Source organism: Streptomyces sp. SCSIO 75703 (genome assembly GCF_036607905.1).
In the GTDB taxonomy this organism is placed as follows: Bacteria; Actinomycetota; Actinomycetes; order Streptomycetales; family Streptomycetaceae; genus Streptomyces.
Map to the genome: position 1 here is coordinate 6,760,206 of NZ_CP144555.1, position 17,390 is coordinate 6,777,595.

General features: G+C 73.4%; 16 protein-coding genes. 12 read left to right on the plus strand and 4 right to left on the minus strand.

The window, feature by feature from the left end; genetic code table 11:
- The first annotated feature begins 80 nt into the window (after positions 1-80).
- Genes VM636_RS29710 through VM636_RS29730 form a run of 5 tightly spaced genes read left to right on the plus strand, consistent with a single transcriptional unit; the run spans position 81 to position 4,854 of the window.
- Positions 81-1,247 carry an FAD-dependent oxidoreductase gene (locus VM636_RS29710; RefSeq protein ID WP_037857967.1) on the plus strand — a complete coding sequence of 389 codons (1,167 nt, stop codon included), beginning with the start codon at positions 81-83 and terminating at the stop codon, positions 1,245-1,247.
- Positions 1,244-1,498 carry a (2Fe-2S)-binding protein gene (locus VM636_RS29715; RefSeq protein WP_030419817.1) on the plus strand — a complete coding sequence of 85 codons (255 nt, stop codon included), beginning with the start codon at positions 1,244-1,246 and terminating at the stop codon, positions 1,496-1,498. The genes VM636_RS29710 and VM636_RS29715 overlap by 4 nt, the downstream gene beginning before the upstream one ends.
- Positions 1,491-2,909: an NAD(P)/FAD-dependent oxidoreductase gene (locus tag VM636_RS29720; RefSeq protein ID WP_053914366.1), complete on the plus strand. Its 1,419-nt coding sequence runs from the start codon at positions 1,491-1,493 to the stop codon at positions 2,907-2,909. The genes VM636_RS29715 and VM636_RS29720 overlap by 8 nt, the downstream gene beginning before the upstream one ends.
- A gap of 45 nt (positions 2,910-2,954) precedes the next feature.
- Positions 2,955-3,851, plus strand: a complete 897-nt coding sequence (locus tag VM636_RS29725) for a dihydrodipicolinate synthase family protein (RefSeq protein WP_030419815.1) — start codon at positions 2,955-2,957, stop codon at positions 3,849-3,851.
- A 1-nt stretch (position 3,852) separates the two neighbouring features.
- Positions 3,853-4,854, plus strand: coding sequence for a proline racemase family protein (locus VM636_RS29730; protein ID WP_030419814.1), 1,002 nt, complete (start codon positions 3,853-3,855; stop codon positions 4,852-4,854).
- 154 nt (positions 4,855-5,008) lie between these two features.
- On the opposite strand, the gene VM636_RS29735 is transcribed toward VM636_RS29730, so the two are convergent.
- Positions 5,009-6,388 carry an aminopeptidase P family protein gene (locus VM636_RS29735; protein ID WP_338486214.1) on the minus strand — a complete coding sequence of 460 codons (1,380 nt, stop codon included), beginning with the start codon at positions 6,386-6,388 and terminating at the stop codon, positions 5,009-5,011.
- A 196-nt stretch (positions 6,389-6,584) separates the two neighbouring features.
- Between VM636_RS29735 and VM636_RS29740 the strand changes: the two genes are divergently transcribed.
- The 6 genes from VM636_RS29740 (at position 6,585) to VM636_RS29765 (ending at position 13,376) form a co-directional block, all read left to right on the plus strand.
- On the plus strand, positions 6,585-7,295 hold the full coding sequence (locus VM636_RS29740) for a GntR family transcriptional regulator (protein WP_030419812.1): 711 nt from the start codon (positions 6,585-6,587) through the stop codon (positions 7,293-7,295).
- Between the two features lie 372 nt (positions 7,296-7,667).
- On the plus strand, positions 7,668-9,416 hold the full coding sequence (locus VM636_RS29745) for an ABC transporter substrate-binding protein (RefSeq protein WP_030419811.1): 1,749 nt from the start codon (positions 7,668-7,670) through the stop codon (positions 9,414-9,416).
- Positions 9,417-9,425: 9 nt separating this feature from the next.
- A complete protein-coding gene (locus VM636_RS29750; RefSeq protein ID WP_338486216.1) occupies positions 9,426-10,376 on the plus strand; it encodes an ABC transporter permease in 951 nt (316 codons plus the stop codon).
- Positions 10,373-11,359, plus strand: a complete 987-nt coding sequence (locus VM636_RS29755; protein ID WP_030419809.1) for an ABC transporter permease — start codon at positions 10,373-10,375, stop codon at positions 11,357-11,359. Before VM636_RS29750 ends, VM636_RS29755 begins: the two co-directional genes overlap by 4 nt.
- Entirely contained in the window at positions 11,359-12,363 is a 1,005-nt protein-coding gene (locus VM636_RS29760) for an ABC transporter ATP-binding protein (RefSeq protein ID WP_030419808.1), read from the plus strand. The genes VM636_RS29755 and VM636_RS29760 overlap by 1 nt, the downstream gene beginning before the upstream one ends.
- Complete coding sequence (locus VM636_RS29765) at positions 12,360-13,376, plus strand: dipeptide ABC transporter ATP-binding protein (RefSeq protein WP_053914368.1); 1,017 nt, start codon at positions 12,360-12,362, stop codon at positions 13,374-13,376. Before VM636_RS29760 ends, VM636_RS29765 begins: the two co-directional genes overlap by 4 nt.
- Before the next feature lie 59 nt (positions 13,377-13,435).
- Here VM636_RS29765 and VM636_RS29770 read toward each other — a convergent pair whose 3' ends face one another.
- On the minus strand, positions 13,436-13,618 hold the full coding sequence (locus tag VM636_RS29770; protein WP_234312556.1) for a hypothetical protein: 183 nt from the start codon (positions 13,616-13,618) through the stop codon (positions 13,436-13,438).
- A gap of 155 nt (positions 13,619-13,773) precedes the next feature.
- Positions 13,774-15,711, minus strand: coding sequence for a BTAD domain-containing putative transcriptional regulator (locus VM636_RS29775; RefSeq protein ID WP_053914370.1), 1,938 nt, complete (start codon positions 15,709-15,711; stop codon positions 13,774-13,776).
- 110 nt (positions 15,712-15,821) lie between these two features.
- On the opposite strand from VM636_RS29775, the gene VM636_RS29780 reads away from it, so the two are divergent.
- Entirely contained in the window at positions 15,822-16,700 is an 879-nt protein-coding gene (locus VM636_RS29780) for an alpha/beta hydrolase (RefSeq protein ID WP_338486220.1), read from the plus strand.
- A 138-nt stretch (positions 16,701-16,838) separates the two neighbouring features.
- Here the strand turns inward: VM636_RS29780 and VM636_RS29785 are convergent, their stop codons facing one another.
- A complete protein-coding gene (locus tag VM636_RS29785; protein ID WP_338486222.1) occupies positions 16,839-17,363 on the minus strand; it encodes an AAA family ATPase in 525 nt (174 codons plus the stop codon).
- Positions 17,364-17,390: the final 27 nt, after the last annotated feature.

Here is a 17,390-nt window from a genome sequence, read left to right on the forward strand (position 1 = left end):
CGTGCCTGAAGGGCGTTGTCTTGGGCCGATCAGGTGTATAGCCTAGGCAATGGCATGTGACATTGCACAGAGGGGGTCCGGTGACTCTGAAGGTCGTTGTCGTGGGGGCAGGCGTCGTCGGCGCCGCGTGTGCCTTCCACGCCGCCTCCGCGGGCATGGACGTCACGGTCGCCGACCGTGGACCCGTCGGCGCAGGGACGACGAGCCGCGGGGAGGGCAACGTCCTTCTCTCCGACAAGGAACCCGGCCCCGAACTCGACCTGGCCCGGCTGAGCCGCACGCTGTGGGACGAGGCCGGTGAGGAACTCGGTCCGGACTCGTTCGAGTTCGAGACCAAGGGCGGCCTGGTCGTGGCCGGCACCACGAAAGGTCTCGCGGCGCTCCACGAGTTCGCCGCGCGGCAGGCGGCGGCCGGCGTCCGCACCGACCCGATCGCACACCCGCGGGACATCGAACCCCACCTGGCAGCGGAGCTGCCCGGCGGCGTCCACTACCCGCAGGACGCCCAGGTGCAGCCGGTCCTCGCGGCCGTCGCGCTGCTGCGCGCCGCCGTGCGCCGCGGCGCGCGCCTGCACACGGGCGAGGTCACCGCGGCGGTGACCGGCCGGGACGGCCGGGTCACCGGCGTCAGGACGGCGACCGGCGACACCCTGCCCGCCGACGCCGTCGTCAACGCCGCCGGAACCTGGGGCGGAGAGGTCGGCCGCCGGCTCGGCGCGCCCGTCGAGGTGCTCCCGCGCCGGGGCTTCGTCCTGGTGACCGAACCCCTGCCACCGGTCATCCGGCACAAGGTCTACTCCGCGGACTACGTCGCCAACGTCGCCTCGTCCGACGCCGGACTGGAGACCTCGTGCGTCGTGGAGGGCACCCGCGGCGGCACGATCCTCATCGGCGCCAGCCGTGAACGCGTCGGCTTCGACACGGCGATGAACACCGCCGTGGTCACCAGGCTCGCGGCGCAGGCGTGCCGGCTGTTCCCCTTCCTGCGCGACGTGCACCTGTTGCGCGCCTACCGCGGCTTCCGGCCGTACTGCCCGGACCACCTGCCGGTCGTCGGTCCCGACCCGCGGGTGCCGGGCGTCGTCCACGCGTGCGGCCACGAGGGGGCGGGCATCGGTCTCGCCCCCGCGACCGGCGCGCTCGTGACGGCCCACTTGCTCGGACATCCCTGGCGCGGTGCCGATCCCGCGGCGCACGCCGCTCTTCTGCCCGACCGCTTCCTCGCCTCCGGAGGTGCGCGAGAGTGAACGAGATCATCATCGACGGTGAGCCCCTGCCGTTCGTCGAGGGACAGACCGTCGCCGCGGCTCTCGTGGCCGCGGGCCGGATCGCCTGGCGCACCACCCGCGTCGGACGTCGCCCGCGCGGTGTCTTCTGCGGCATCGGCGTCTGCTTCGACTGCCTCGTCACGGTCGACGGATCGGACGGGCAGCGCGCCTGCCTGGTGCCGGCCCGCCCGGGCATGGCCGTCACGACCGGGGAGGGCGACGATGCCTGAGCCGTCGGACCTGATCGTGGTGGGCGCGGGCCCGGCCGGCATGGCGGCGGCCGTCACGGCTCTGGCCGGCGGGCTGCGCGTGGCCCTGGTGGACTCGGGAACCGCCGTCGGAGGACAGTTCTGGCGGCACCCGCCGGAGCACGCACGAGCGGCGATCCCGACCGAGGACCTGCACCACGGACTGCGCGAGTACCGGGCCCTGTGCGACGCGCTGTCGGCGGGCCGGGCGGCCGGGCGGCTCGACCTGCGCCTGGCGCACCACGTGTGGTCCGTCGTCCGCGAGGACGGGGGATTCGCGGTCCACGCCGTCGACCGGTGCCGGGCGCCACGGGAGACCGCCGTGGTCCTGCGCGCGCCGAGGCTGCTCGTGGCGACCGGAGCCTACGACCGGCAGTTGCCGTTCCCCGGCTGGGAACTGCCGGGAGTGCTCACCGCCGGCGGACTCCAGGCACTGCTCAAGGGCGGCGGAGTCGCGGCCGGGAGCCGTGTGGCGCTGGGCGGCACGGGACCCTTTCTGCTCCCGGTGGCCGTCGCTCTCGCGGCCCGGGGAGCCGAGGTGGTCGCGGTGTGCGAGGCGGCCCACCCCCGGGCCTGGCTGCGGCACCCGGGACCGCTGCTGCGCAACCCGGGCAAGTGGGCCGAGGCAGCGGAGTACGCCGCCGCGCTCGCGCGCCACCGCATCCGGCTCCGGCCGCGCACGGCGATCGTCGAGGCCGAAGGGGACGACCGGGTCACCGCGGTCCGCATCGCCTCGTTGACGCCCGACGGCACCCCGCGCGCCGGTACGGAACAGCGGGTCGAGGTCGACGCCGTCGGTGTCGGCTGGGGATTCGCACCCCAACTCGACCTGCTCGTCCCGCTCGGCTGCGCGCTCACGGACTCGGCGGACGGCAACGCGGTCGTCGCCGTCGACGACGGGCAGCGCACCTCCGTGCCCGGTCTCTACGCCGCAGGCGAGACATGTGGCGTGGGCGGGGCGGGACTCGCGGTGAGCGAGGGGCGCCTCGCCGCCGGCTCGGTCCTCGCCGACTCCGGCGCTGCCCCCGGACGGGGGCGGAGGCGCCGGAGCGCGGTGCGCGCCAGGGCGGACGGACAGCGCGCCTTCGCCCGGGCGATGAACACGGTCCACCGGCTCCCGGCGGCATGGCCCGCGTGGCTGCCCGACGAGACCCTCGTGTGCCGCTGCGAGGAGGTGGACGCGGGCGCGGTCCGCGCCGCCCGCGCCGACGCAGGCGCACACGACCACCGGCAGGTCAAACAGCTCACGCGGGCCGGTATGGGCTGGTGCCAGGGGCGGATGTGCGGACCGGCCGTGCACTGCCTCGTGGCACGGGGCGGGGCGTACGCGCCCGCCGAACGCCTCGTCGCGACGCCCGTCACCCTCGGCGCGCTCGCCGACCGCGATGCATAGCCGTCGAAACAGACGGACCACAGGGAAAACCGACAAGGAGCACTCATGACCGAGCCCCGCAAGCCCTGGCACGGCGTCATCGTCGCGACCGGCCTGCCGTTCCACGACGACCTCAGCGTCGACTTCGGCGCCTACGGAGACAACGTCGCCTGGCTCGCCGAGGAGGGACTGCACGGCGTCGCGCCGAACGGTTCGCTCGGCGAATACCAGACGCTGACGTACGAGGAGCGCGATCGTGTGGTCGAGACGGCCGTCGCCCACGCGCCCGCCGGGTTCACCGTGATGCCGGGCGTCGGCGCCTACGGCGCCGTCGAGGCCAAGCGGCACGCGCAGTTCGCCAAGGACGCGGGATGCCATGCCGTCATGTGCCTGCCGCCCAACGCCTACCGCGCCGACGAGCGCGCGGTCCTCGAGCACTTCGAGATGGTGGCCTCGGCGGGCCTGCCCGTCACCGCGTACAACAACCCCATCGACACGAAGGTCGACCTGCGCCCGGAACTGCTGGCCAAACTGCATGCCGAGGGTCTCATCGTCGGCGTCAAGGAGTTCTCCGGCGACGTCCGGCGCTGCTACGAGATCGCCGAGCTCGCGCCCGGACTCGACCTCATGATCGGTACCGACGACACCCTCCTCGAGGTCGGCCTCGTCGGGGCGAAGGGCTGGGTCGCCGGCTACCCGCAGGTCTTTCCCCGTACCTGCCTCGCGCTGTACGAGGCGGCGGTCGCCGGTGACCTCGGGACGGCACTGCCGCTCTACCGTCAGTTGCACGCGGTCCTCCGCTGGGACAGCAAGACGGAGTTCGTCCAGGCCATCAAGCTCGGCCAGGACATGATCGGCCGCCCTGGCGGCAGGTGCCGCCCGCCGCGGAACCCGCTCACCCCGGAGGTGGAGGGCGTCGTGCGCGCCGCCACCCAGGCCCTCCTCGACGCCGGGGTGAACTGACGTGCGCTCGACCGTCTGCTACCACGCCGTCGACTCCCATACCGAGGGGATGCCGACGCGCGTGATCACGGGCGGCGTCGGTGTCCTGCCCGGGGCGACCATGTTCGAGCGGCGGCAGAGGTTCGTCGCGGAACGCGACCACCTGCGCACCCTGCTCATGTGCGAACCGCGCGGCCACGCCTCGATGTCCGGGGCCATACTCCAGCCCCCGACCCGGCCGGACGCCGACTTCGGGGTGCTCTTCATCGAGGTCTCCGGCTGCCTGCCCATGTGCGGGCACGGGACGATGGGCGTCGCGACGGTCCTCGTCGAGACCGGGATGGTCGACGTCGTCGAGCCGGAGACGGAGGTCCGCCTCGACACCCCGGCGGGACTGGTCACGGCCCGGGTACGGGTCCACGAGGGGCACGCCGAATCCGTGACCCTGGAGAACGTCGCGTCCTACTGCCACGCCCTCGACCAGACGGTCGACGTCCCGGGCTACGGTCCGGTGCGGTACGACATCGCCTACGGCGGGAACTTCTACGCGTTCGTCCGCACCGAGGACCTCGGCATCCCCTTCGAGCGGGCGGAGAAGCAGCGGCTGCTCGACGCCGGACTGGCCGTCATGGACGCGATCAACACGCAGAATCCCGTGACTCATCCGGAGAACCCGGAGATCAACGTGTGTCACCACGTCTATCTCGAGGCTCCCGGATCGACGGCGGAGCACAGCCGGCACGCCATGGCGATCCACCCCGGCTGGTTCGACCGGTCGCCCTGCGGCACGGGAACCAGCGCCCGCATGGCGCAGCTCCACGCGCGCGGGAGACTGCCGGTCGGCCAGGACTTCGTCAACGAGTCGTTCATCGGCTCCCGGTTCGTCGGGCGCGTCCTCGCGGAGGCGACGGTCGGGGACCGGCCGGCCGTCCTGCCGTCCATCACCGGGCGGGCCTGGATCACCGGTTCCGCGCAGTACATGCTGGACCCGTCGGACCCCTACCCGGCCGGCTTCACTCTCTAGAACGCCCCTCGTATGCCGCGTGAGCGGCATACGAGGCGGCCGACGTGCCACCGGCGCCCACGGCGAGGGGCGCCGGCGGCGGCACGCGCACGGCACGGGGCGGTACGATCGGCCCGGCAGCTCCGGCGACGGGGCCGGACTCCGGCCCCCCGGATCAGCCCGCGGCGGAGTCCAGCAGGCGCCCCATCCATTCCTCGATGCCGTCGGCCGTGCGCGGCAGGGCGCCGGACATCAGGCGGGCGCCGTCCGCCGTGACGACCAGGTCGTCCTCGATGCGTACGCCGATGCCGCGCAGCTCGGCCGGGAGGGTCTCGTCGTCCGGCTGGAGGTACAGGCCGGGCTCCACCGTGAGGACCTGGCCCTCCTCCAGGACGCCGTCGAGGTAGGTCTCCGCCCGTGCCTTCGCGCAGTCGTGGACGTCGAGGCCGAGCATGTGACCGCTGCTGCACAGCGTGTACCGCCGGTGCAGATCGCCCTCCGCGTTCTTGAGGACGCCCCACTCCGCGAGGCCCTGCGCTATCACCCGCATGCCCGCCCGGTGGAAGTCGCGGAAGCTCGCCCCCGGGCGCAGGGCCGCCATCCCCGCGTCCTGGGCGGCCAGGACCAGTTCGTAGATCTGCCGCTGCACGGGGGAGAAGCGGCCCGACAGCGGCAAGGTGCGCGTGATGTCGGCCGTGTACAGGGTGTCGGTCTCCACGCCCGCGTCGAGGAGCAGCAGGTCTCCCCGGTTCAGACGGCCGTCGTTGCGGATCCAGTGCAGGACGCACGCGTGCGCTCCGGAGGCCGCGATGGTCTCGTAGCCGGTCCCGTTGCCCTCGGCCCGGGCGCGCAGCCCGAAGACCCCCTCGACCCAGCGCTCCCCGCGCGGGTGCCTCAGGGCGTGTGGCAGGGCCCGTACGACGTCCTCGAAACCGGCGGTCGTGTGGTCGACGGCCAGTTGCAACTGCTCGATCTCCCACACGTCCTTGACCAGGCGCAGCTCGGACAGGACGCCGGCCAGTTCGGCGTCGGCGGCGGCATTGCGGCCCACCGGTGAGCCGAGCGTCTCCAGGTGAGCGCAGCGGATGCCCGTGAGGCGCTCGGCCTCCGCCAGGTCGGGGCGGCGGCCCACCCAGAACTCCCCGTAGCGGCGGTCCCGGTAGAACTCCTCGTTCCCGTCCGCCCGCGGCGAGCGCGGACGGAGGTAGAGGACCGCCTCGTGTCCGTGCGGTCCGGACGGCTCCATCACCAGGACGTGGCCCATCTGGTCCTCGCCGGTCAGCCCGGTCAGCCACGCGTACGCGCTGTGCGGGCGGAAGCGGTGGTCGCAGTCGTTGGAGCGGACCTTCGGCTCACCGGCCGGCACGATCAGCCGCTCGCCCGGGAAACGGGCCGAGAGCCGGGCACGGCGGGCCGGCATGTGGGCGTGGCCGGGGACCCGGGCCGCGTCCGGCAGTGAGGTCGGGGACCAGTTCCCGGCCATGAACCGGGAGAGGTCCGGTGACACGGGCAGATCGTGGCTGCCGATGTGGAGGTGGGAGGAGGTGTCGGTCACGAAGGCTCCCTCGGGAAGGCGTGAACGGGTAGGTGTGGGCATCAGTGTAATGTCACATTGCATATGTGGGGTCGTGTCCGGCCGGAGGGGGCCTGCCGTGGAGACCGTGCCGTCCGGACTGCCGAGGCACGGAGAAACGTGACATTGTACGCTGGGCCTCGCACGTCGGCGAGTGATGAGGTTCTCGGAGGAAGTCATGGGCGACCTGAAGCAGCGCAGTCTCATCAAGGCCCAGGAACGACTCCGTGACCAGGTCGGCCACGCGCTCCGCGCGGCCCTCATCGCGGGCGAACTGCGTCCGGGCAGCGTCTACTCGGCACCCGGCCTCGCGGCCGAACTGGGTGTCTCGGCCACGCCCGTGCGTGAGGCCATGCTCGACCTGGCGCGGGAGGGCCTGGTCGAGCCGGTCCGCAACAAGGGGTTCCGCGTCACCGAGGTCAGCGAGCGCGACCTCGACCAGTACACCGAACTGCGCACGATCATCGAGGTCCCCACCATCGGCCGGATCACGAAGATCGCCACGGCGGACCGGCTGGAGGCCCTGCGTCCCATCGCCGAGGAGATCGTCACCAGCGCCCGCGAACACAACCTCATCGGCTACCTGGAGGCGGACCGGCGCTTCCACCTCACCCTGCTCGGCCTCGCGGGCAACGACCGCCTCGTCGAGACCGTCGGCGACCTGCGCAAGCGCTCCCGCCTCTACGGGCTGACCGGCCTGGACGAGGCGGGCAAGCTGGTCTCCTCGGCGGAGGAGCACGTCGAACTGCTCGACGTCATGCTCACCGGTGATGTCGAGGCGGCCGAGGCATGCATGCTGCGCCACCTCGGCCACGTCCGCTCGTTGTGGGCCCAGGGGCGCGACGAGCCGGTCGGCCGGCAGGCCGGCGGCCTCGGCTCGAGGATGTGACCGTTCCGTAAACCGCGCCGGGGGAGTGCGGGCATCGCGGTGCCCACCTCCTCCCGGTGCGCTGTCGCCGCTTCGCGGGCAGGGCCTCGGGCGCCGACGCGCCGTGCCCCCGCCGTGGCCGCCGGGCCCTGTCGGCCGTCTCCGCACCGGCGGGCAGCCGTCGCGGGTAGGCCGCCGATGGGCCGGTCCGCCGAGGCCGGACCCGTGCCGCTGCGCCCCAGCCGAGCCGGTCCCGGACGCCCCGGACCTCCCTGAGCCGAGCCGGTTTGGGCACGGCTGGGTAACGACGGTGCGAAGCTCTTGCGCAGTGCAATTTCACATTATTATGTTACCGGTCACATCTCAGAGTGCCGCCCCTCACTGGAGTGACCCATGACCAAGCGCACCCAACTCGCCCTCGCCACCGTCCTGGTGGCGTCACTCGCGCTCGGCGCCTCGGGCTGTTCCGACCCCAAGAAGGACGCCACGCGCGACGACCCCTCAGGCGCCAACCCGGCCGCCATCAACGACGGCGAGATCCTCGGCGGGACCCCGGTCAAGGGCGGAACCCTCACCATCCTGTCCAACCAGGACTTCTCCCACCTCGACCCCGCCCGCAACTGGGTCATGCCGACCATGAACCTCGGCACGCGCCTCCTGTACCGCACGCTCGTCACCTTCAAGGCCGAGCCCGGCAAGGGCGGCAGCGACCTCGTCCCCGACCTCGCCACCGACCTCGGCACCCCCTCCGACGGGGGCCGCACCTGGACCTTCACCCTCAAGGAAGGCGTGAAGTACGAGGACGGTTCGCCGATCAAGGCCCAGGACATCAAGTACAACGTCGAGCGCTCCTTCGCCCCCGACCTCACCGGCGGACCCGACTACGCCGCCCAGTACCTGGCCGGCACCAAGGGGTACAAGGGCCCCCTGCAAGGGCAGCACCTCGACTCGGTCAAGACCCCCGACGACCGCACGATCGTCTTCGAACTGAAGCGGCCCGTCGCCGAGTTCGCCGCGACCGCCACCCTGCCCACCTTCGCCCCCGTGCCCGCCTCCCAGGAGAAGGGCACGCAGTACGACGCCCGCCCCTTCTCCTCCGGCCCCTACAAGGTCGAGAGGTACGACCGGGACAAGAAGCTCGTGCTCGTCCGCAACGAGCACTGGGACCAGGCGACCGACAGCGTGCGCAAGGCATACCCCGACAAGTTCGTCGTCGTCATGGGCCTCAAGGGCGGCCAGATCGACGACCGCATCATCGCCAGCGAGGGCGCGGACGCCTCCGCCGTCCAGTACGCCGACATGCGCCCCGAGAGCGCCCCCAAGGTGCTGACCAAGCCCGGTGTCAGGGCGCGGCTGCTGGCCGAGTCCCAGGGCTGCACCGAGATGCTCCACCTCAACAACTCCCGCGCACCCTTCGACGACCCCAAGGTCCGCGAGGCCATGCAGTACGCCGTCGACAAGGAGGCCGTGATCATCGCGGGCGGCGGTCCGGCCTTCAACGAGGTGGCCACCGCCTACCTGCCCCCGGCCCTCTCCGACGGCGAGCAGGCCGACACCCTGAGGATCGCGCCCTCCGGCGACCCGGCCAAGGCCAAGGAACTGCTCAAGGCCGCCGGCAAGGAGACCCTCAAGGTCTCCCTCGGCGTCTCCACCGGTGACAAGGGCAAGGCCGAGGCCATCCAGCAGGGTCTGGCACGCGTCGGTGTCGAGGTCGTCGTCGACACCATCGACCCCGGCGCCTACTACGACGTCATCGGCGATCTCTCCACGACCCCCGACATGACACTCTCCGGCTGGTGCCCCGACTACCCCTCCGGCTCCACCTGGATCCCCTTCGTCTTCGACGGACGCACGATCAAGGAGAAGGGCAACCAGGGCAACAACGCCCAGTTCCGTGACGAGGCGACCATGAAGCGCATCGACGAGATCAACGCCATGGCCGACGCCCGGCAGGCCAACCAGGCATGGATCGACCTCGACGCCGAGATCATGAAGAAGTCCCCGTCCGTCCCGCTCCTGCTGAAGCGCAAGCCGCTGCTCATCGGCACCAACATCGCCGGTGCCTTCGGCCATCCCGTCTGGAGCGGCACCATCGACTACGCCACCGTCGGCCTCAAAGTCCCGTCCCTGAGCCGGGGCTGACGGGCCGCGATGACCGCCCCCACATCCACCCCGACGGCCCGCGAGGCAGAGCGGACCCCGCCGGGCAGCAGCCCCTGGCAGCTCGCCCGGCGGGAGCTGCGCCGCCGCCCCGCCGTCCGTGTCAGTCTCTGCGTCGTCCTCCTCTTCGTCCTCATGGCCGCCACCGCCCCCTGGCTGAGCGCGCTCGGCGGCTGGTCCCCCGACGAGTTCGACAAGGCCGCCATCGACCCCTATCTCGGCGGCCAGCCCCTCGGGTCCTTCGGCGGGATCAGCCCCGAGCACTGGCTCGGCGTCGAACCCGTCACGGGCCGTGACCTGTTCGCCCGCGTGGTCCACGGAGCGCAGGTCTCCCTCCTCATCGCCTTCGCGGCCACCGCCATCGTGGTCGTCGCCGGGACGGCCGCCGGGATCGCCGCCGGCTACTTCGGCGGGCACACCGACGCCGTCCTGTCCCGGCTGATGGACCTGACCATGTCCTTCCCGTCCCTCATCTTCATGATCGCGATGCTGTCCGTCGCCAAGGACGTCAACCGCATCCTGCTCATGACCGTGGTGATCGGCGTCTTCGGCTGGCCGGGCGTCGCCCGCGTGGTCCGCGGCCAGACCCTCTCCCTCAAGCACCGCGAGTACGTGGACGCCGCCCGCGTCGGCGGCGCCGGGTCCTGGCGGATCCTGACACGAGACATCCTCCCCGGCGTCTCGGGCCCGGTCATCGCCTACACCACCCTGCTCATCCCCGGGATGATCAGCACCGAGGCGGCCCTCAGCTACCTCGGCGTGGGCGTGCGCCCGCCCACCCCCTCCTGGGGCCAGATGATCGCCGAGTCCGTCGCCTTCTACGAGACCGACCCCATGTACTTCGTCATCCCGAGCGTCTTCCTCTTCCTCGCCGTGCTTGCCTTCACCCTGCTCGGCGACGCCCTGCGCGACATCCTCGACCCCAGGGGCGGCCGCACGTGATCCTCTACCTCGCCCGCCGCCTGCTCGCCCTCGCAGGCGTGCTCCTCGCCATCGCCGCAGTCACCTTCCTCATCTTCTACGTCCTGCCCTCCGACCCGGCCGCGGCAGCCTGCGGCAAGACCTGCAGCGCGGAACGTCTCGCCGACGTCCGTGCCTATCTGGGCCTCGACCAGCCCCTGTGGCGGCAGTTCGGCGACTTCCTCACCGGCATCTTCACCGGCCGCACCCTCGGCACCGGCCAGTACGCGGTCGCCTGTGACTTCCCCTGCCTCGGGTACTCCTACGAGAACTCCCTGCCCGTGTGGGACCTGCTCATGGACCGGCTCCCGGTCTCCGCCTCCCTCGCCCTCGGCGCCGCCGCCCTCTGGCTGCTGCTCGGCCTCGGCGCCGGCGTCACCGCCGCCCTGCGCAAGGACACCGCCACCGACAAGGCCCTGATGGTCGGCGCCGTCGCCGCCGCGTCCCTGCCCGTCTACTTCACCTCCGTCCTGCTCATCTACGGGGTCATCCGCATCGCCGGACTCCTGCCCTACCCCACCTACCAGGCGTTCGCCGACAACCCGCTCGCCTGGGCGGCCAACCTGCTGCTGCCCTGGACCGCCCTCGCCCTGCTCTACGCGGCCATGTACGCCCGCCAGAGCCGCGGCTCCATGATCGAGGCGATGGCCGAGCCGTACATCCGCACCGCCCGCGCCAAGGGCATGCCGGAACGCACGGTCGTCGTCAAACACGGGCTGCGCTCCGGGATGACCCCGATCCTGACCATCTTCGGCATGGACCTCGGCGGGCTGGTGGCCGGAGCGGTCATCACCGAGTCCATCTTCGGGCTCCCCGGCATCGGCCGGCTGTTCTACGGAGCGCTGGTCAGCTCGGACCAGCCCGTCGTCCTCGGCGTCACCCTGCTCTCCGCCTTCTTCATCGTCGTCGCCAACCTCGTCGTCGACCTCCTCTACGCCGTCGTCGACCCGAGGGTGAGGTACTGATGGACACTCCGCTCCTGGAGGTGCGCGACCTGCGCGTCACCTTCACCACCCCGCGCGGCACCGTACGGGCCGTCGACTCGCTCGGCTTCACCGTCGAGGCCGGCCGCACCCTCGGCATCGTCGGGGAGTCCGGCTCCGGCAAGTCGGTCACCTCCCTCGCCATCATGGGCCTGCACCGGGACGGAGCCGACGTCACGGGCTCCGTGCGGCTGTCCGGCCGGGAACTGACGAGCCTGTCCGAGCGGGAACTCTCCCGCGTCCGCGGCCGCAGCATGGCCATGATCTTCCAGGACCCGCTGTCCAGCCTGCACCCCTACTACACCGTCGGCGAACAGATCGCCGAGCACTACCGGGTGCACTTCAAGGCCCGCCGGGCCGCCGCCCGCAAGAGGGCCGTCGACATGCTCGGCGAGGTCGGCATCCCCGAACCCTCCCGCCGGGCCGGCGAGTACCCGCACCAGTTCTCCGGCGGCATGCGCCAGCGCGCGATGATCGCCATGGCCCTGGCCTGCGAGCCCGAACTGCTCATCGCGGACGAACCCACCACCGCCCTCGACGTCACCGTGCAGGCCCAGATCCTGGAACTGATCGCCCGCCTCCAGCAGGAGCGCGGCCTCGGCGTCGTCATGATCACCCACGACCTGGGGGTCGTCGCCCGCGTCGCCCACGAGGTGCTGGTCATGTACGGCGGCCGGGCCGCCGAACAGGCCCCGGTCAATGCCCTGTTCGCCGACCCCGCCCACCCCTACACGCGGGGGCTGCTCGACTCCCTGCCCCGTCTCGACACCGCGGACGACACGCCGCTGCCCTCCATCCCCGGTTCCCCGCCCTCCCTGCTCACCCCTGCCCCCGGCTGCGCCTTCGCCCCCCGCTGCCCACGCGCCGCCGGTCCCTGCGCCGACGTACGCCCCGAACTCCTGCCCCACCGCGGCACGAACGGGCCGGCGCGGACGGTGGCCTGCCACCACGCCGGCTCCCGGACCGTCGAGGAGGCCGCCCGATGACCACCACCGCGACCACCCCTGCCGGGGGGACGGACACCTCGGCCCCGGCACCCCTGCTGAGCGTCCGGGACCTCACCATGACCTTCCCCGGGAAACGGACCGCGACCGGGCGCCGGGGGGCGCCCGTGCGCGCCGTCGACGGGGTCTCCTTCGACCTGGCCGCCGGGCAGACCCTCGGCCTCGTCGGGGAGTCCGGCTGCGGCAAGTCCACCACCGGCCGCATGCTCGTACGGCTCCTGGAGCCCACCTCGGGCCAGATCGCCTTCGACGGCAGACAGATCGGCCGGCTCTCGCAGCGAGCCCTGCGACCGCTGCGCCGCGACATCCAGATGGTCTTCCAGGACCCGCACTCCTCCCTCAACCCCCGCCAGACCGTGGCCCGGATCATCGCCGACCCGCTGCTGGTACAAGGCAGGAGCGCTGCCGACGCCCGCCGGCGCGCGGCCGAGCTGATGGAACTGGTCGGCCTGATCCCCGAGCACATCGACCGCTATCCGCACGAGTTCTCCGGCGGCCAGGCCCAGCGCATCGGCATCGCCCGCTCGCTGGCCACCAGCCCCCGGCTGATCGTGGCCGACGAGCCGGTGTCCGCTCTCGACGTCTCCGTCCAGGCCCAGATCGTGAACCTGATGGAACGGCTCCGCGCGGAACTGGGCCTCGCCTACGTGTTCATCGCGCACGACCTGTCGGTGGTCAAGCGGGTCAGCGACCGCGTCGCCGTCATGTACCTGGGCCGGATCGTCGAGATCGGGGACAAGAAGTCCCTCTACGAGAGCCCCCAGCATCCCTACACACGGGCGCTGTTGTCCGCCGTACCGCTGCCGGACCCGGAGGCGGAACGACGCAGGGAGCGGATCGTGCTGCTCGGCGACCCGCCCAGTCCGGCGGCCCCGCCCCCGGGCTGCGCCTTCCACCCGCGCTGCCCCAAGGCGCGGGAGGTGTGCCGTACCGAGCGGCCGTCGCTGCGGCCTGCCGCCTCGCGCGAGGTGGCGTGTCACTTCCCGGGTGACTGACGGCCCACGGGAAGAGGCGGGGCCCCGGGGAGGAAGGCTTCCCCGGGGCCCCGCCGCCGTCACCGCCGTCCCGGGCGCCGCGGCCCCCGCTCGCGGCGGAAGAACTCCAGTTCCAGCGCCATCACCTTCTCCCGGATCCCGCCCGGGGTCCTGTGGGTGACACCGGGCAGGGCCGGCGGTTGGTGCGGCCGGCCGGCGTCGGTCAGGGCCCGCGAGAGCCGCAGGGTGTGCGAGGGGTGCACGTTGTCGTCCGCAGCACCGGCCCCCACCGGCCGCGCCGGTTCGGCTCCGGAGTGCTCGCCGGCGTCGCCGCGCCCCGCCTCCCGAACGTCGCGGCGACCTGATGCCGCCGGGGCCGGGGCCGGGGCCGGGGCCGTCGTCCGCCGCCCCGCGCGGCTCACCCCGCTCCGGCGCACCCCTCCGCCTCCGCCACGTAGCGCGCCACCGGGCCCAGGGTCAGCATCCCGCCGGCCGCGCCGGCGTGTTCCGCGCGGGCGTCACGCAGGGCGTCCCGCGCGCGTGCGGCGATTCCGCGCTCGCCGAGGCACACGGCGGCGCGGGCGGTCAGGCACCACATGGCCTCCTGCATGTGGTCACGCGGTGGTGCGGGTGCCGCGGTGAGCGCGGTCCGGGCCTCTTCGCCCCGGTCCTGGGCGAGCAGCACCAGCGGACGCGCCCACGGCCGGTACGGGCCCCAGTCGAGGCGCGGGTCGGTGGGCGCGGGCCGGTCGTGCAGCAGGCGCAGGCCCAGGAGGGCGAGCGGGAACAGGCCGTGGTGCAGCCCCGGCATTCCGGCCGTCCGGAGGGCGTCCTCGGCCGCCCGGTAGTGCGCCGCGGCCGTGGCGGGGGCCGGTCCGCCGGGCTCGGCGCTGCGGGCGGCCGTGACCCGGGCCCGGAACCACCCGGTGAGGACCGGGACGAGGGGCGCCTCCGTGGCGGCGGCGAGCCGGTCGGCCGCGTCGGCGTGCGCGGCGGCGGCGTCGAGGTCGCCGACGGCCGAGGCGGATTGCAGGCGGACGAGCCGCCCGAGCACCGCGAAACGCGGCAACTCGTGCCGGGTGGCCAGGCCGAGGATCTCGGCGCCGGTCCTGTCCCGTGCCGCCGCGAGCCCGGGGCGGTCGAAGGACTGCAGGAACACCCCGTTGAGCGCGAAGGCCAGCAGGGCGGGATCGGCCAGCTCCCGTGCCATCGCCTCGGCCTGCCGCGCCGCCTGCCGGGCCCGCTTCCGCTCGGTCCCGGACAGGCCGGCGCTGCGGCTCTCCACGGCGACCGTGGCGAGGAGGCGGGCGCGCGGTCCGGCGGGGCCGTCCGGGCCGAGCCCGGTGAGCGTGCGCTCGGCGGCCGCGACGACGGCGCGGGACCGCTCGGGATCGTCGGCCCGGCTCCAGAGGGCGGGCACGTCGTAGGCGCCGATGATCCGGGCGGTCAAGGAGAGGTCCCCCGTGCGTTCCGCGGCCCGGATGGCGGCGAGGCGGTCGCGCTGCGAGCGCACGAGGGCGTCGCCACCCGCCAACGCGAGGGTGCGGGCCAGATCCACCGTGGTGCGCGGGCCGAACCGGACGGCGGCGCCGGGCCACGCACCGGGTGCCTCCACCGGGGGCGCGGACCCGTTGAGGAGGGCCGTCTCCAGGCGCCGGAGGCCGGGACCGGGGTCGAGCCCGAGCTGTCCGACGAGCAGGGCGCGGGCCCGGCGCAGGGTCGCCAGCGCGTCGGCCTGGCGGCCCGCGCGGTACAGCGCGCGGGCCAGCAGTTCCCAGGCCGGCTCGCGCCACGGGTGCTCGGCGGCGTGGGCACCCAGTTCGGCGACGAGGCCGGCCTCCGCCCCGGAGTCCAGGAGGATGCGGGCGCGCAGTTCCACGGCCTCCAGCCGCGATTCCTCCAGCCGGGTCCGTTCGCGCTGCGCCCATGTGGAGCCGGTCACCTCGGCGTAGGCGGGCCCGCGCCAGGCCGCGAGTGCCGTGCCGAGGGCGGTCACGGCGGCGGGATCGCGGCGGGCCCGCGCCAGGGTGTCCTGGAACCGGTGGACGTCCACGTCCTCGCGCGGCAGGCGCAGCGCGTAGCCGGGACCCTCGGTGACGAGGACCCGCGGCGGCTCGCGGGGCGGCCGGCCGGGCTCCAGGGCGCGGCGCAACGCGGCGACGAACGTGCGCAGGGCGCCCACGGCTCGGGCCGGCGGATCGGCCCACAGGTCGTCGACGAGGGTGTCGGTGGTGACCATCCGCCCCTCGGCCGCGACGAGCCGGGCGAGCACCTCACGATGGCGGGGTCCGCCCAGCGCGACCGCACCGCCGTCGTCGTGGAAGGCCCGCACGGTACCGAGCACGTCGATTCGCATGCCCCCATCCTCGGTGACCGGGACCGGCCGCGCGCCACCGTACTGATCGGCTGCTGATCGGCGTCGCCCAGGCTGATCGGGTCGTTCACGGCCCGAAAGGACGGTCCCCCATGACACTCTCCCTTCCCGGCTTCACCCACGTGCGCCTGCCCGGCGCGGACGGTGTGGAGCTGGCCGCCCGCGTCGGCGGCAGCGGCAGCCCGGTCGTGCTCCTGCACGGTTTCCCCCAGACCCACCTGATGTGGCGGCACGTCGCCGAGCGGCTCGCCGGTGAGCACACGGTGATCTGCCCTGACCTGCGGGGCTACGGTGCCAGCGACAAACCGGCGGCCACCGGCCCCGAGGTGTACGCCAAGCGCGCCATGGCCGCCGACATCGTGGCCATGGCGGCGGCGCTCGGCCACGAGCGCTTCGCACTCGTCGGCCACGACCGCGGAGCCCTGGTCGCCTTCCGGGCCGGCTTGGACCACCCGGAGACCGTCACGCACCTGGGCATCCTCGACGTCGTGCCGACGCTCGACATGTGGAACGTCCTGCACGGCGCCTCGGCCGCGGTCGGCTACCACCTCTTCCTCATGGCCCAGCCGCCGGGGCTGCCGGAGGCGATGATCGCGGGCAGCGCGGACGCGTTCTTCGGTTCGTTCCTCGACGGCTGGAGCGACGACCCGGCCGCCATGCCGGAGGAGGTGCGTGCCGCGTACCTGCGGGCGAGCGCCGCGGCGGTGCCGTCGATCGTCGCGGACTACCGGGCCTCCGCGGACATCGACGTCACGCACGACCAGGCGGACCTGGACGCCGGGTCACGGCTGGCCATGCCCGTGACGGTCGTCCAGCAGGACTGGGGCGCGCGCCTGGGCTACGACGCCGCCGCCGTCTGGCAGGCGTGGGCCCCGGACCTGGACCACCGGCTGACCCGAGCCGGGCACTTCATGGCCGAGGAGGCACCGGACGAGACCGCGGCGACGCTCCGGGACCTCCTGGCGCGCTGAGCGTCCCCGGGCCGGCGGCCGGCCCGCCCGCACCGGAAGCGTCGCGGCCGCTGCGGCGCGCGGCCGGCCCCGCCGCCCGCGTGCCGGCGCGGGCGTCCGCCCTGCGGCGGCGCTCAGGGCGCCGGGAGCGCCGTCTCCTCACCCCCCGACGGCCTTCGCGATCCGGCGGGCTGCCTGGGCGGCGGAGAGGCGCGTGGTGTCGACGACTTCGGCCTCGGCGTGCAGCCAGGTGCGGGCCGCCTCGGCGTAGGGCGCGAGGTACCGCAGGCGGAACGGGGAGTCGGGGCCGAGGACGGTGTCCCGCGCGATGCGCCCGCGCAGGGTGTCCTGGTCGGCGTGGAGGACGAAGTGCCGGACCGGGATGGAGTGCCGGGCGAGGCCCGAGCTGATCTCGCGCCAGTACTGCTCGACCAGGACCGTCATCGGCATCACCAGGGTGCCGCCGGTGTAGTCGAGGACGCGTCGCGCGGTCTCGACCACCAGAGGCCGCCACGGAGGCCAGTGCTGGAAGTTGTCCGTCGCGGGCAGCCCTGGCGCGATGTCCATGAGCGTCTCTCCGACCTTCTCGGCGTCGAGCACCCGTGAGTCCGGGATGAGCCGCTGGAGGAGCGCACCGGTCGTCGTCTTGCCCACGCCGTGGGTTCCGTTGAGCCATACGATCACGGACCCGACGCTAGCGCCCCGCGGACC

Excerpts from the sequence above, each read along its gene's own strand:
- VM636_RS29760 (WP_030419808.1), top strand. The coding sequence starts at position 11,359 with ATGGACACTCCGCTCCTGGAGGTGCGCGACCTGCGCGTCACCTTCACC.
- VM636_RS29765 (WP_053914368.1), top strand. The coding sequence starts at position 12,360 with ATGACCACCACCGCGACCACCCCTGCCGGGGGGACGGACACCTCGGCC.
- VM636_RS29720 (WP_053914366.1), top strand. The coding sequence starts at position 1,491 with ATGCCTGAGCCGTCGGACCTGATCGTGGTGGGCGCGGGCCCGGCCGGC.
- VM636_RS29750 (WP_338486216.1), top strand. The coding sequence starts at position 9,426 with ATGACCGCCCCCACATCCACCCCGACGGCCCGCGAGGCAGAGCGGACC.
- VM636_RS29740 (WP_030419812.1), top strand. The coding sequence starts at position 6,585 with ATGGGCGACCTGAAGCAGCGCAGTCTCATCAAGGCCCAGGAACGACTC.
- VM636_RS29745 (WP_030419811.1), top strand. The coding sequence starts at position 7,668 with ATGACCAAGCGCACCCAACTCGCCCTCGCCACCGTCCTGGTGGCGTCA.
- VM636_RS29775 (WP_053914370.1), bottom strand. The coding sequence starts at position 15,711 with ATGCGAATCGACGTGCTCGGTACCGTGCGGGCCTTCCACGACGACGGC.
- VM636_RS29780 (WP_338486220.1), top strand. The coding sequence starts at position 15,822 with ATGACACTCTCCCTTCCCGGCTTCACCCACGTGCGCCTGCCCGGCGCG.
- VM636_RS29725 (WP_030419815.1), top strand. The coding sequence starts at position 2,955 with ATGACCGAGCCCCGCAAGCCCTGGCACGGCGTCATCGTCGCGACCGGC.